10 protein-coding genes are annotated in these 14,870 nt (G+C 70.5%); 8 read left to right on the top strand and 2 right to left on the bottom strand.

Annotation, left to right across the window (positions count from 1 at the left end; all coding sequences use genetic code 11):
- The first annotated feature begins 109 nt into the window (after window positions 1-109).
- Window positions 110-1,525, top strand: coding sequence for a sugar porter family MFS transporter (locus tag ACLZOT_RS35155; protein WP_416973199.1), 1,416 nt, complete (start codon window positions 110-112; stop codon window positions 1,523-1,525).
- Window positions 1,526-1,659: 134 nt separating this feature from the next.
- On the opposite strand, the gene ACLZOT_RS35160 is transcribed toward ACLZOT_RS35155, so the two are convergent.
- Entirely contained in the window at window positions 1,660-2,631 is a 972-nt protein-coding gene (locus ACLZOT_RS35160; protein ID WP_416973200.1) for an LLM class flavin-dependent oxidoreductase, read from the bottom strand.
- 134 nt (window positions 2,632-2,765) lie between these two features.
- Here ACLZOT_RS35160 and ftsY point away from each other — a divergent pair, with 134 nt between their 5' ends.
- Window positions 2,766-3,944 carry a signal recognition particle-docking protein FtsY gene (gene ftsY, locus ACLZOT_RS35165; protein WP_416973201.1) on the top strand — a complete coding sequence of 393 codons (1,179 nt, stop codon included), beginning with the start codon at window positions 2,766-2,768 and terminating at the stop codon, window positions 3,942-3,944.
- 153 nt (window positions 3,945-4,097) lie between these two features.
- On the opposite strand, the gene ACLZOT_RS35170 is transcribed toward ftsY, so the two are convergent.
- Window positions 4,098-4,751, bottom strand: a complete 654-nt coding sequence (locus ACLZOT_RS35170) for a bifunctional DNA primase/polymerase (RefSeq protein ID WP_416973202.1) — start codon at window positions 4,749-4,751, stop codon at window positions 4,098-4,100.
- Window positions 4,752-5,211: 460 nt separating this feature from the next.
- On the opposite strand from ACLZOT_RS35170, the gene ACLZOT_RS35175 reads away from it, so the two are divergent.
- The 6 genes from ACLZOT_RS35175 (at window position 5,212) to ftsH (ending at window position 14,857) form a co-directional block, all read left to right on the top strand.
- On the top strand, window positions 5,212-6,690 hold the full coding sequence (locus ACLZOT_RS35175; RefSeq protein ID WP_416973203.1) for a hypothetical protein: 1,479 nt from the start codon (window positions 5,212-5,214) through the stop codon (window positions 6,688-6,690).
- Between the two features lie 317 nt (window positions 6,691-7,007).
- Window positions 7,008-8,342, top strand: coding sequence for an ammonium transporter (locus tag ACLZOT_RS35180; RefSeq protein ID WP_416973204.1), 1,335 nt, complete (start codon window positions 7,008-7,010; stop codon window positions 8,340-8,342).
- The gene (locus ACLZOT_RS35185; RefSeq protein WP_055725071.1) at window positions 8,339-8,677 is read left to right on the top strand and encodes a P-II family nitrogen regulator; all 339 of its coding nucleotides are present in this window, start codon (window positions 8,339-8,341) and stop codon (window positions 8,675-8,677) included. The genes ACLZOT_RS35180 and ACLZOT_RS35185 overlap by 4 nt, the downstream gene beginning before the upstream one ends.
- Before the next feature lie 26 nt (window positions 8,678-8,703).
- Window positions 8,704-11,142 (top strand): [protein-PII] uridylyltransferase, encoded by a 2,439-nt coding sequence (locus tag ACLZOT_RS35190; RefSeq protein WP_416973205.1) that lies wholly within the window; start codon window positions 8,704-8,706, stop codon window positions 11,140-11,142.
- 108 nt (window positions 11,143-11,250) lie between these two features.
- Complete coding sequence (gene ffh, locus ACLZOT_RS35195; RefSeq protein ID WP_416973206.1) at window positions 11,251-12,798, top strand: signal recognition particle protein; 1,548 nt, start codon at window positions 11,251-11,253, stop codon at window positions 12,796-12,798.
- A 124-nt stretch (window positions 12,799-12,922) separates the two neighbouring features.
- Entirely contained in the window at window positions 12,923-14,857 is a 1,935-nt protein-coding gene (gene ftsH / locus ACLZOT_RS35200; RefSeq protein ID WP_416973207.1) for an ATP-dependent zinc metalloprotease FtsH, read from the top strand.
- The last annotated feature ends 13 nt before the right edge of the window (window positions 14,858-14,870 follow it).

Below are 14,870 nucleotides of genomic sequence, written 5' to 3' on the forward strand. Positions count from 1 at the left end.
GTCTCTGGGGCGTTGCTTTTCCCTTCAGGTGGTGGGCGGCGGCCTGCTGTGCGCCACTGGAAGGGCTGACCGAGGCCGGCAGCGTTGCCGGTGGCCCGAGGAGTTGATCGTGACCAGCACAGCGCAGGCGTCCAAGTCAGGAGCCCCGGCTCATCCCGATCATCTCGGGCACGTCATCTTCATCGCCGCCGCGGCCGCGATGGGCGGGTTCCTCTTCGGCTACGACAGCTCCGTCATCAACGGCGCCGTCGAGGCGATCCGGGACCGGTACGACATCGGGTCCGCCGCGCTCGCGCAGGTCATCGCCATCGCGCTGATCGGCTGTGCGATCGGCGCGGCGACGGCGGGACGCATCGCCGACCGGATCGGCCGTATCCGGTGCATGCAGATCTCCGCCGGGCTCTTCACGATCAGCGCGGTCGGCTCCGCGCTGCCGTTCGCGCTGTGGGACCTCGCGCTGTGGCGGGTCGTCGGCGGGTTCGCCATCGGGATGGCGTCCGTCATCGGCCCCGCGTACATCGCCGAGGTCGCGCCGCCCGCGTACCGGGGACGGCTCGGGTCCTTCCAGCAGGCCGCGATCGTCATCGGCATCGCCATCTCGCAGCTCGTCAACTGGGGGCTGCTGAACGCCGCCGGCGGGGACCAGCGCGGGAAGCTCATGGGGCTCGAAGCGTGGCAGGTCATGCTGGGTGTGATGGTCGTACCGGCCGTCCTGTACGGGCTGCTGTCCTTCGCGATCCCCGAGTCGCCGCGGTTCCTGCTGTCCGTGGGGAAGCGGGAGCGGGCGCGGGAGATCCTCGCGGAGGTCGAGGGCGAGAGCGCGGATCTCGACGCGCGGGTCGCCGAGATCGAGCACGCGATGAAGAGCGAGCACAAGTCGACGTTCAAGGACCTGCTCGGCGGCGGCTTCTTCTTCATGCCGATCGTCTGGATCGGCATCGGGCTCTCCGTCTTCCAGCAGTTCGTCGGCATCAACGTCGCGTTCTACTACTCCTCGACGCTGTGGCAGTCCGTCGGGGTCGACCCGACCGACTCGTTCTTCTACTCCTTCACGACGTCGATCATCAACATCGTCGGTACGGTCATCGCGATGATCTTCGTCGACCGGGTGGGCCGCAGGCCGCTCGCGCTCGTCGGCTCCGTCGGCATGGTGATCGGCCTCGCGCTGGAGGCGTGGGCCTTCTCCTACGACCTCGTCGACGGCAAGCTGCCCACCGCGCAGGGGTGGACGGCCCTGATCGCCGCCCACATCTTCGTCCTCTTCTTCGCGCTGTCCTGGGGTGTCGTCGTCTGGGTCTTCCTCGGCGAGATGTTCCCCAACCGGCTCCGCGCGGCGGCCCTCGGCGTCGCCGCCTCCGCCCAGTGGATCGCCAACTGGGCCATCACGGCCAGCTTCCCGTCCCTCGCCGACTGGAACCTCTCGGCGACGTACATCATCTACACCGTCTTCGCCGCCCTCTCCATCCCCTTCGTCCTCAAGTTCGTCAAGGAGACGAAGGGCAAGTCCCTGGAGGAAATGGGCTGACGCCCTCCCCGAGCCGGGGGGAGGGACCAAGTCCCCGCCGTCCCTCTCCCCGAACACGTCCGCCGCTCCCGGGTCCCCGGGGGCGGCGGGTTTCGTATACCGGGCTCACTCAGTGAAGCACCGGCGAGCCCCTCTCAGCCCCCGGTTCCCGGCAGCACCTGGTCCGTGAACAGCCGCAGGCTCCGCCAGCCCTCCTCGATCGGCATGCCGCCGGCCAAGGGGTGGAGTACGAGGTTGTCGAGGCCCTGGGTGAGGCACTCGTCCGGGGTGAGGATTCTGTATACGCCTTCCTCGCGGAGGGCGTCGACCGTGGTCGCCCCCGAGCGGACCACCGAGTGGATGTCCGTCGACTGCCAGGCGGCGTAGGTGCGGGCCTCGTGGAGGAAGTGGTGGCCATACGCCGACCAGGTGTGGTCGGGGTCGGTGGAGAGGTGCAGGAGCGGGGTCTCGGCGGGGGGCATCAGGACCCAGCCCTCCGTGCCGTACTCCGTCAGGCGGTCCTTGTAGTAGGTCTCCAGGGCGGGGAGGTGGGCGCTCGGGAAGAAGGGGAGGCCCAGGCGGGCCGCCCGGCGGGCGGAGGCTTCCGAGGAGCCGCCGACCAGGAGGAGGGGGTGCGGGGTGGTCACCGGGCGCGGGGTGACGCGTACCGTACGGCCCCGGTACGTGAACCTCTCGCCGGTCCACGCCTGGAGCAGGGTCTCCAGCAGCTCGTCCTGGAGACGTCCCCGCCGCTCCCAGGGGACGCCCGCCCGGTCGTACTCCTCCCGCCGGTAGCCGATACCGGCCACCGTCATCAGCCGGCCGCCGCTGAGGAGGTCCAGTACGGCGATGTCCTCCGCGAGCCTCAGGGGGTCGTGGAGCGGGCCGATCGCCGCCGAGACCGTCACCGCGAGGCGGCTGGTCGCGCCCAGCACCGCCCCGGCGAACGTGAACGGCGACGGCAGCCAGTTGTTGTCGGCGCCGTGGTGCTCCTCCGTCTGGACCGTCGTCACGCCGTGGTCATCGGCGTACGCGGCCATGCGCAGCGCGGCCTGATAGCGCGCCGCCAGCTCGGCGGGGGTCGCGTCGGGAGCGGCGAGATTGAAACGGAGCACGGAGACGGGCATGGCGGGCCCCTTCGTCGGTGGGGAGGGACCGTAGCTGAGGGGGCGTCAGATGGCCAGGGGTGCGGTCACGTCCCCGCCGGACCCCGTGCCGCCGCCGATCCCCCGATCGGGAGGTCGCGCATACTGGTGCCGTTATGGAAACCGTCATCCTTGTAGTCATCATCGCCGTGGTCCTCCTCGGAGCGATCGGCGGGCTCGTGGTCGGCACGCGGCGCAAGAAGTCGCTGCCCGCGCCGCCGCCGTCCGCCACGCCCGACCTGACCGCGCCACCCGCCGAACCGCATGTCGGGGACGAGGCCGAGACGCCGCGCGACGAAGAGCGGCGCACCATAGAGGAAGTCGACCTGCCGGTCGTGGTGGAGCCCGAGGCTCCCGCGATCGAGGTCCCCGAGCCCACGGCGGGCCGGCTCGTCCGGCTCCGCGCGCGGCTCTCCCGTTCGCAGAACGCCCTCGGCAAGGGGCTGCTCACGCTGCTGTCGCGCGAGCACCTCGACGACGAGACGTGGGAGGAGATCGAGGAGATCCTGCTGACCGCGGACGTCGGGGTCATGCCGACGCAGGAACTCGTCGACGGGCTGCGCGAGCGCGTGAAGGTGCTCGGTACGCGCACGCCGGACGAGTTGCGGGGGCTGCTGCGCGAGGAACTGCTCAAGCTGGTCGGTACGGATGTGGACCGCGTCGTGAAGACCGAGCCCGAGGGGCGCAAGCCGGGCGTCGTCATGGTCGTCGGGGTCAACGGGACCGGGAAGACGACCACCACCGGCAAGCTGGCGCGGGTGCTCGTCGCGGACGGGCGGACCGTCGTCCTCGGCGCTGCCGATACGTTTCGTGCCGCCGCCGCGGATCAGTTGCAGACGTGGGGGGAGCGGGTCGGGGCGTACACCGTGCGCGGGCCCGAGGGCGGTGACCCCGCCTCCATCGCCTTCGACGCGGTGAAGGAGGGCAAGGAGATGGGCGTCGACGTGGTGCTCATCGACACGGCCGGGCGGTTGCACACCAAGACCGGGCTCATGGACGAGCTGGGGAAGGTCAAGCGGGTCGTCGAGAAGCAGGCGCCGCTGGATGAGGTGCTGCTCGTGCTGGACGCGACCACGGGGCAGAACGGGCTCGTTCAGGCCCGGGTGTTCGCGGAGGTCGTCGACATCACCGGCATCGTGCTGACCAAGCTGGACGGGACCGCCAAGGGCGGGATCGTGGTGGCGGTGCAGCGGGAGCTGGGGGTGCCGGTGAAGTTGATCGGGCTGGGGGAGGGGGCGGACGATCTGGCGCCGTTCGAGCCGGAGGCGTTCGTTGACGCCCTTATCGGGGACTGAGGGTGCCTACTGGGGTGCCGGGTTCTGTGGTGTGGCGGCTGCGGGTTGTCCGTGGCTGGTCGCGCCCACGCGGCGGGAGCCGCAAATTGAACACAGCCCCGCGCCCCTGAAGGCAATCAAGTGCCCGCTTCTTCATCAGGAGCGGGCACTTCTTTACGCCCTCGACCTGTGCGCCACATACGCCAGCGTCCCCAGCAGCAGCCTCGCCGCCGGTGGCTTCGTCGCCGAGTCCAGGTCGGGTGCGCGCAGCCAGGTCACCGGGCCCAGGCCGCCCCGGTCCGACGGGGGCGCCGTGATGTACGCGCCCTTGCCCAGGCCGCGCAGGTCCAGGGTCGTCGGGTCGTCCCAGCCCATGCGGTAGAGGAGGTCCGGCAGGGAGGCCGCCGCTCCCGGGGCCACGAAGAAGTGCGCCCGGCCGTCCGGCGTCGCCGTCACCGGGCCCAGCGGCAGGCCCATGCGCTCCAGGCGGCTTAACGCGCGCCGCCCCGCCGCCTCCGCCACCTCGATCACGTCGAACGTGTGCCCCACGGGCAGCATGACCGTCGCGTCGGGGAGGTCGGACCACAGGGACGTGGCCTCGTCGAGGGTCGCGCCCGCGGGCAGGCGGGGGGCGAAGTCGAGGGGGTGGGCGCCGGGGGTGCGGCAGGGGCGGCCGCAGGAACAGGCGCCGGAGGCCGCGTGCGCGCCGGGGACGACGTCCCAGCCCCACAGGCCCGTGAACTCGGCGATGGCCGTGCACTCGGGGGTGCGACCGCGCCTGCGCGCGCCGGAACGGATCTCGCGAATGCCGCCGATCGTGAAGCCCATGCCCCCTCCAACGGGTCCGACGCACCGGTGGTCACGCAAAGGGCGCGCGGCGTGACTCTCCGTACTCATGATCTCCGGAATGCCCTCGGACCGGGGCGGCGCACTGAAGCGCGAGGGTGGTGAACCCGCCCGTGCGCGCCCCCGAGTGCACCTTTTCGTTCGCTCGGGCTGTCCCGCGTCAAGTCAATCGCGCGCGCGCCACTCTGAGTTCATCCGAAGGGGTGGCGAATGGTGGCGATTCCCGGAACGCCATGGCCGGACGGGTGATCGTAGGATTACTTTGAGTGTGCGGGGCCTGGGGGTACACGCGACGGTGGATATGCCACCGGCAAGTCGCTCTTCAGTTCGAAGGGTGACAAACGCCGGACGGTAGGTCTATTTACCGGCATTCTGATAGGGCTTGGCGCAGTCGGGCGACGCGGCCCGCACTGCAAGTGGTCTCAGGGATGGGGGCGTTCCAGTGAGCGGCAACGAAGGCGGCGGGACCAGCGCGGACAAGCGCCCCAACGAGCTGCTCTCCTCCTGGTTCGTGCGCAGCGGCTGGTCCAAGGGCGAACTCGCCCGCCAGGTCAACCGCCGCGCCCGCCAGCTGGGCGCCAACCACATCTCCACCGACACCTCGCGCGTACGCCGCTGGCTCGACGGCGAGAACCCCCGCGAACCCATCCCGCGCATCCTCTCCGAGCTGTTCTCCGAGCGGTTCGGCTGCGTCGTCTCCGTCGAGGACCTCGGCCTGCGCGCCGCCCGCCAGTCCCCGTCCGTCAGCGGCGTCGACCTCCCCTGGACCGGCCCCCAGACGATCTCCCTGCTCAGCGAGTTCTCCCGCAGCGACCTGATGCTGGCCCGCCGCGGCTTCCTCGGCACCTCGCTGGCCCTGTCCGCGGGCCCCACCCTCATCGAGCCGATGCAGCGCTGGCTGGTCCCCTCCCCGCCGAGCGCCCCCCGCAGCACCGACCCGCTGCCCACCAGCCGCGCCCGCGGCCGCCTCTCCCGGCCCGAACTGGAGCTGCTGGAGGCGACGACCACGATGTTCCGCAAGTGGGACGCCCAGTGCGGCGGCGGACTGCGCCGCAAGGCCGTCGTGGGCCAGCTCCACGAGGTGACCGACCTCCTCCAGGAACCCCACCCCGAGTCCACCGCCAAACGCCTCTTCAAGTGCGCCGCCGAACTCGCGGAACTGGCCGGCTGGATGTCGTACGACGTGGGACTCCAGCCCACCGCGCAGAAGTACTTCGTCCTCGCCCTGCACGCCGCGAAGGAAGCCGGCGACCGCCCCCTCGGCTCGTACGTCCTGTCCAACATGAGCCGCCAGATGATCCACCTCGGACGGCCGGAAGACGCTCTGGAACTCATCCACCTCGCCCAGTACGGCAGCCGCGACTGCGCGAGCCCGCGCACCCAGTCGATGCTGTATGCGATGGAGGCCCGCGCCTACGCCAACATGGGCCAGCCGGGCCGCTGCAAACGAGCCGTGCGGATGGCCGAGGACACCTTCGCCGACGCCGCCGACTGGGACGAGCCCGACCCCGACTGGATCGGCTTCTTCACCGAGGCCGAGCTGTACGGCGAGAACAGCCACTCCTACCGCGACCTCGCCTACGTGGCCGGCCGCAGCCCCACGTACGCCTCCCTCGCCGAACCCCTCATGCTGCGCGCCGTCGACCTCTTCGCGAAGGAGTCCGACGAGTACCAGCGGTCGTACGCACTCAACCTGATCGGCGTCGCCACCGTCCATCTCCTCAAGCGGGAGCCCGAACAGAGCGCGAAATACGCCACCGAGGCGATGGCCGCCGCGAAGCGGGTCCGTTCCGAACGCGTCAACACTCGTATCCGAAAGACCGTCGACAACGCCGCCCGCGAGTTCGGCGACCTCACCGACGTCGTCGACCTCACCGACCGCCTCGCCGCCGAACTCCCCGAGACCGCCGAAGCGGTCTGACCCACCGAGACCCCGGCCGCGGCCGGCCCTCCCGAACTGCCCGACTCGGCTCCCCCATGCCAGGTCATTCGGAGGGTCCGACCGCGGCCGGCCTGTGTCCGGAAGGGGAAGGTTGCGCCACGATAACGATCCCCGGGCCGAACATCAGGCAATTCATCGACGCGTAACACACACGACGCCTTCGTCACCGCCGCGAAACAGCGACGGGCCCCGACCGAAACCGCGCTGCGCCAGTCTCAAGGCCCATAACCGGCCCGCCCCCACTCCGCAGCCGAGGCTTCGCCCGCACGGGGCCGTACGACGACGAGGAGACGCCGATGGCTCCAGCCATCACCATCGCCGCAGACAAACTGTCTGCCGCCAACACAGGCTTCATGCTCATCTGCTCCGCCCTGGTGCTGCTGATGACGCCCGGCCTGGCCTTCTTCTACGGCGGCATGGTCCGCGTCAAGAGCACCCTGAACATGCTGATGATGAGCTTCATCAGCATGGGCATCGTCACCGTCCTGTGGGTGCTCTACGGCTTCTCCATGGCGTTCGGCACGGACCATGGCTCCCTCATCGGCTGGGAGTCCGACTTCGTCGGCTGGTCCGGCATCGACAAGATGGACATCTGGTCCGGCTACACCATCCCGGTGTTCGTCTTCGCCGTCTTCCAGATGATGTTCGCGATCATCACCCCGGCGCTGATAAGCGGTGCCGTCGCCGACCGCGTCAAGTTCTCCGCCTGGGCGCTGTTCGTCGCCCTGTGGGCCACCGTCGTCTACTTCCCCGTCGCCCACTGGGTCTGGGGCACCGGCGGCTGGGCCTTCGAACTCGGCGTCATCGACTTCGCGGGCGGCACCGCCGTCCACATCAACGCGGGTGCGGCGGCGCTCGGCGTGATCCTCGTCATCGGCAAGCGTGTCGGCTTCAAGAAGGACCCGATGCGCCCGCACAGCCTCCCGCTGGTCATGCTCGGCGCGGGCCTCCTGTGGTTCGGCTGGTTCGGCTTCAACGCCGGGTCCTGGCTCGGCAACGACGACGGCGTCGGCGCGCTCATGTTCGTCAACACGCAGATCGCCACCGCCGCCGCCATGCTCGGCTGGCTCGCCTACGAGAAGATCCGCCACGGCGCCTTCACCACGCTGGGCGCCGCCTCCGGCGCGGTCGCCGGGCTCGTCGCCATCACGCCCTCCGGCGGCGCGATCACCCCGGTCGGCGCGATCTGCATCGGCCTCATCACCGGCGTCGTCTGCGCCATGGCCGTCGGCCTCAAGTTCAAGTTCGGCTACGACGACTCCCTCGACGTCGTCGGCGTCCACATGGTCGGCGGTGTCCTCGGCTCGGTCCTCATCGGCTTCTTCGCCAGCGGCAAGGGCCAGTCCGACGTCAAGGGCCTCTTCTACGGCGGCAACGCCGACCAGCTCTGGAAGCAGCTCGCCGGTGTCGGCGCCGTCCTCGCCTACTCCCTGATCGCCTCCGCGGTCCTCGCCTTCCTCATCGACAAGACCCTCGGCATGCGGGTCGACGAGGACGAGGAGATCTCCGGCGTCGACCAGGCCGAACACGCCGAGACCGCCTACGACTTCAGCGGCGCCGGCGGCGGCATCGTCAAGTCGTCCGCCGTACCCGCCGGGGTCGGAGCCGAGTCCAAGAAGGTGGACGCATGAAGCTCATCACCGCCGTCGTCAAGCCCCACCGGCTCGACGAGATCAAGGAAGCCCTCCAGGCGTTCGGCGTCCACGGCCTGACGGTCACCGAGGCGAGCGGTTACGGTCGACAGCGGGGACACACCGAGGTCTACCGGGGCGCCGAGTACACGGTCGACCTCGTCCCCAAGATCCGCATCGAGGTGCTGGCCGAGGACGACGACGCCGAACAGCTCATCGACGTCATCGTGAAGGCCGCCCGCACCGGCAAGATCGGGGACGGCAAGGTCTGGTCCCTCCCGGTCGACACGGCCGTCAGGGTCCGCACCGGCGAGCGCGGCCCGGACGCGCTCTGACGGAAGAACAGAACAGGAGTCGCTGGGTGACGAGCACGGACGAGCGAAGCGAAGCAGAGGACTCGGGACCCAGCGGCTACGCGGCGGCCCGGCTGCACCTCCTCACCGAGGGAGGAGCGGCCGGGCCGCCGCGCCGTACCGCCCTCGCCGAACTGACGGACGACTGGCTGGCCGGCCTCTTCGCCTCCGCCACCGGAGACCTGAAAGGCATCTCCCTGGTCGCCGTCGGCGGCTACGGCCGCGGCGAACTCTCCCCCCGCAGCGACCTCGACCTCCTCCTCCTGCACGACGGCAGCGACACCAAGGCCGTCGCCACCGTCGCCGACCGCCTCTGGTACCCCGTCTGGGACCTCGGCCTCGACCTCGACCACTCCGTCCGCACCCCCACCGAGGCCCGCAGGACCGCCGCCGAGGACCTCAAGGTCCAACTCGGCCTCCTCGACGCCCGCCACCTCGCCGGCGACCTCGGCCTCACCTCCTCACTGCGTACGGCGATCCTCGCCGACTGGCGCAACCAGGCCCCCAGACGCCTCCCCGAACTGCGCGAACTCTGCGCCGAACGCGCCGAGCGCCAGGGCGAGTTGCAGTACCTCCTCGAACCCGACCTCAAGGAAGCCCGCGGCGGCCTGCGCGACGCCACCGCCCTGCGCGCCGTCGCCGCGTCCTGGCTCGCCGACGCACCCCGCGAAGGACTCGACGACGCCCGCAGACGGCTGCTGGACGTCCGGGACGCGCTGCATCTGACGACCGGCCGCGCCACCGACCGCCTCGCCCTCCAGGAACAGGACCAGGTCGCCGCCGAACTGGGCCTCCTCGACGCCGACACCCTGCTCCGCCAGGTCTACGAATCCGCCCGCGTCATCTCCTACGCCAGCGACGTCACCTGGCGCGAGGTCGGCCGCGTCCTGCGCTCCCGAGCCGTACGGCCCCGGCTGCGGGCCATGCTCGGCGGCGGCAAACAGGTCGTCGAACGCTCCCCGCTCGCCGAAGGAGTCGTCGAACAGGACGGCGAGGTCGTCCTCGCCCGCGCCGCCCGCCCCGAACGCGACCCGGTCCTGCCCCTGCGCGCGGCCGCCGCAGCCGCACAGGCCGGACTCCCGCTCTCCCTGCACGCCGTACGACGCCTCGCCGCGACCGTACGACCCCTGCCGACACCCTGGCCCGCCGAGGCCCGCGAGCAACTGGTGACCCTGCTCGGCTCCGGCCAGCCCACCATCGACGTCTGGGAAGCCCTGGAGGCCGAGGGCCTGATCACCCGGCTCCTGCCCGACTGGGAACGCGTCCGCTGCCGCCCCCAGCGCAACGCCGTCCACATCTGGACCGTCGACCGCCACCTCATCGAAACGGCCGTCCGCGCCTCGGAGTTCACCCGCCGCGTGAGCCGGCCCGACCTCCTTCTGGTCGCCGCGCTCTTCCACGACATCGGCAAGGGCTGGCCCGGCGACCACTCCGTGGCCGGCGAGATCATCGTCAAGGACGTCGCCGCGCGCATCGGCTTCGACCGTACGGACGTGGCGGTGCTGGCGGCGCTCGTACGCCACCACCTCCTCCTCATCGACACAGCCACCCGGCGCGACCTCGACGACCCCGCCACGGTCCGCTCCGTCGCGGAGGCGGTCGGCACGCAGAGCACGCTGGAGCTGCTCCACGCGCTCACCGAGGCCGACGCGCTGGCCACCGGCCCGGCCGCCTGGTCCTCCTGGCGGGGCTCCCTCGTCACGGAGCTGGTCAAACGGGTCGGCGCGGTCCTGGCGGGCGACGAACCCTCGGTTCCCGACACCTCCGCCCCCACCGCCGAACAGGAACGCCTCTCCATCGAGGCGCACCGCACGGGCGGACCGGTGCTGGCACTGCGCGCCCAGACCCACGAGGAGGAGATGGACCCCGGCGAGCCACTGGGCGTCGAACTGCTCATCGCCGTCCCGGACCAGCCGGGGGTGCTGCCCGCCGTGGCCGGGGTGCTGGCCATGCACCGGCTGACCGTCCGCACGGCAGAGCTGCGCGAGCTGGAGCTGCCGGACGGGGTCGACCAGGGTTCCGTGCTGCTCCTGGACTGGCGCGTCGCGGCGGAGTACGGCTCCCTGCCGCAGGCTGCGCGGTTGCGCGCGGACCTGGTGCGCGCGCTGGACGGTTCCCTCGACATCGCCGGGCGACTGGCTGAGCGGGACGCGGCCTATCCCCGCCGCCGAGGCTGGGTGGCCCCACCACCCCGGGTGACCGTCGCTTCGGCGGCCTCCCGGCACGCGACGGTCATCGAGGTGCGGGCACAGGATGCGCCGGGGCTGCTGTTCCGGATCGGGGCTGCGCTGGAGGACTCGGGGGTGCGGGTGCGGAGCATGCACGTGAGCACGCTCGGGGCGAACGCGGTCGACGCGTTCTACGTGACGTCGGGGTCGGGGGCGCCGTTGCCGGGTGACGAGGCGGGGGCGGTGGCTCGGAAGCTGGAGGAGACGCTGAGGGCGTGAGGCGGGGCCCCCGTCCGTTGAATGCAATGGGCGGGGACGATTTGCTTGTAGGGCCGGATACCCTGGAAGACGCTCATACTGCCCCCGACTCCGAGGACCGACGCCGCCGTGTTCGATACTCTTTCTGACCGCCTGCAAGCGACTTTCAAGACCCTCCGGGGCAAGGGCCGGCTCAGCGAAGCGGACATCGACGCCACGGCCCGTGAGATCCGCATCGCGCTCCTCGAAGCGGACGTGGCCCTTCCGGTCGTCCGTTCCTTCATCAAGAACGTCAAGGAGCGTTCGCTCGGCGCCGAGGTCTCCAAGGCCCTCAACCCGGGCCAGCAGGTCCTGAAGATCGTCAATGACGAACTCGTGACCATCCTCGGCGGCGAGACCCGCCGTCTCCGCTTCGCCAAGACCGCCCCCACCGTCATCATGCTCGCCGGCCTCCAGGGCGCCGGTAAGACCACCCTCGCCGGCAAGCTCGGCAAGTGGCTGAAGGAGCAGGGCCACTCGCCCCTCCTCGTCGCCTGCGACCTCCAGCGCCCCAACGCCGTCAACCAGCTCAGTGTCGTCGCCGAGCGCGCAGGTGTCGCCGTGTACGCCCCCCAGCCGGGCAACGGCGTCGGTGACCCCGTGCAGGTCGCCAAGGACTCCATCGAGTTCGCGAAGTCGAAGGTCCACGACATCGTGATCGTGGACACCGCCGGCCGCCTCGGTATCGACGCGGAGCTGATGCAGCAGGCCGCGGACATCCGCGATGCGGTCTCCCCCGACGAGATCCTCTTCGTCGTCGACGCGATGATCGGCCAGGACGCCGTCAACACCGCGGAAGCCTTCCGCGACGGCGTCGGCTTCGACGGCGTGGTGCTGTCCAAGCTCGACGGCGACGCCCGAGGCGGCGCGGCGCTCTCCATCCGGCAGATCACCGGCAAGCCGATCATGTTCGCGTCGAACGGCGAGAAGCTGGAGGACTTCGACGCGTTCCACCCGGACCGGATGGCCTCCCGCATCCTCGACATGGGTGACCTGCTCACCCTGATCGAGCAGGCGGAGAAGACGTTCAGTCAGGAAGAGGCCCAGAAGATGGCCTCGAAGCTGGCGTCGAAGAAGGGCCAGGACTTCACCCTGGACGACTTCCTGTCCCAGATGGAGCAGGTCAGGAAGATGGGCAGCATCAGCAAGCTGCTCGGCATGCTCCCCGGCATGGGCCAGATCAAGGACCAGATCAACAACCTGGACGAGCGGGACGTCGACCGCACGGCCGCGATCATCAAGTCGATGACCCCGGCGGAGCGCACGGACCCGACGATCATCAACGGCTCCCGCCGCGCCCGTATCGCGAAGGGCTCCGGCGTCGAGGTCAGCGCGGTGAAGGGCCTGGTGGAGCGGTTCTTCGAGGCGCGGAAGATGATGTCGAGGATGGCGCAGGGCGGCGGGATGCCGGGCATGCCGGGCATCCCGGGCATGGGCGGCGGCCCCGGCCGTACGAAGAAGCAGCCGAAGCAGGCGAAGGGCAAGCAGCGCTCCGGCAACCCGATGAAGCGCAAGCAGCAGGAGCTGGAGGAGGCGCAGCGCCGGGAGGCGGCGGCGCAGGGCAACGCGTTCGGGCTGCCGCAGCAGGGCGCGCAGGACTTCGAGCTGCCGGACGAGTTCAAGAAGTTCATGGGCTGAAGGCACCCGGCGTGGGCTGAAAGCAGCTTGGCCGTAAATATTCTTGTACGACCACCCAGGGCACCCCTCTTCGGAAGGGTGCCCTTCGTGTGCCCCGCGCGGATCGCTGTCGTACCGTCCGGGTATGACGAACCCTGCCCCGCCGCGCAAGTCGCCGGACCAGCCCTGGCGTACCGAGGGGACCCCGGATGAGCCGTCGAAGCCGTCGGGCGGGCGGCGGATGCGGGGCGGCTGGTGGCGGCTCGTGTTCTTCGCGCTGGTCGTGTACCTGCTGGCGAACATCGTGCTGTCGTACTTCGGCGACGAGGACGAGCCGACGATCTCGTACACGGAGTTCAGCAAGCAGGTCGACGCGGGCAACGTCAGCAAGATCTACGCCAAGGGCGACGCGATCCAGGGCCAGCTGAAGAAGGAGCAGAAGGACCCGGACGGCGGTGAGAAGTACACGAAGTTCAACACCGAGCGGCCGACGTTCGCGGACGACCAGCTCTGGGAGGGGCTGACCAAGAACAACGTCAACGTCACCGCCGAGCCGGTCGTCCAGCACCGCAGTTTCCTGGTGAACCTGCTGATCTCGCTGGCGCCGATGCTGCTCCTGGTGGTGCTGTGGATCTTCATCGCGCGCCGGATGAGTGCGGGGATGGGCGGCGCGGGCGGCATGCTGGGCCGCAGGTCGGCGCCGAAGCCGGTGGAGCTGGAGGCGGGGGAGAAGCGGACGACGTTCGAGGACGTCGCGGGGATCGACGAGGTCGAGGGCGAGCTGAACGACGTCGTCGACTTCCTGAAGAACCCGGACGCCTATCGGAGGATGGGTGCCAAGATGCCGCGTGGTGTGCTCCTCGCGGGCCCTCCCGGCACCGGCAAGACGCTGCTGGCGCGCGCGGTGGCCGGGGAGGCGGGGGTGCCGTTCTTCTCGGCGTCCGCGTCGGAGTTCATCGAGATGATCGTCGGCGTCGGGGCGTCCCGGGTGCGGGAGCTGTTCGCGGAGGCGCGGAAGGTGGCGCCGTCGATCATCTTCATCGACGAGATCGACACGATCGGCCGCGCGCGGGGCGGCGGTTCGGGCATGGGCGGTCATGACGAGCGTGAGCAGACGCTGAACCAGATCCTCACGGAGATGGACGGTTTCTCGGGTTCGGAGGGCGTGATCGTGATCGCGGCGACGAACCGCGCGGACGTCCTGGACCCGGCGCTGACGCGTCCAGGACGCTTCGACCGCGTCGTCCAGGTCTCCCCGCCCGACCGGGGCGGCCGCAAGGCGATCCTGGAGATCCACACCCGCCAGATCCCGCTGGCCCCGGACGTGGACCTCGCCCAGGTCGCCCGCACCACCCCGGGCATGACCGGCGCGGAACTCGCCAACCTCGCCAACGAGGCCGCTCTCCTCGCCGTGAAGCGCAAGCAGGACCTGGTCACCCAGACCGACCTGTCGGAGGCCCTGGAGAAGGTCCAGCTCGGCGCGGAACGGCCGCTGGTGATGCCGGAGGAGGAGCGGCGCCGTACCGCGTACCACGAGAGCGGGCACGCCCTGCTCGGCATGCTCCAGCCCGGCGCCGACCCGGTCCGCAAGATCACCATCGTCCCGCGCGGGCGCGCGCTGGGCGTCACCCTGTCCACGCCGGACGCCGACAAGTACGCGTACACCGAGGAATACCTCCGCGGCCGGATCATCGGCGCGCTCGGCGGGATGGCGGCCGAGCAGGTCGTGTACGGGGTGATCACGACCGGCGCGGAGAGCGATCTGGAGCAGGTCACCAACATCGCGCGCGGGATGGTCGCCCGCTGGGGCATGAGCGAGCGCGTCGGCCGCCTGTCGGCGCTCCCGAACGACGCCCAGTCCGCGTACGGCCTCGCCGCCGCGCCCCAGACCCTCGACGTCATCGACGGCGAGATGCGGCGCATCGTCGACGAGTGCTACGCCGAGGCGTGCCGCAAGCTGGTCGAGCACCGGGACCAACTCGACGCTCTCGCGCTGGCGTTGCTGGAGAGCGAGACGCTGGAGGAGGCGGACGCGTACCGGGTCGCGGGGGTCACGCGGCTGACGAAGGACGCGGACTAGGACAGGGCGTGTC

Origin of the sequence: Streptomyces sp. 4F14 (assembly GCF_048159485.1) — a bacterium.
Taxonomy (GTDB): Bacteria; Actinomycetota; Actinomycetes; order Streptomycetales; family Streptomycetaceae; genus Streptomyces.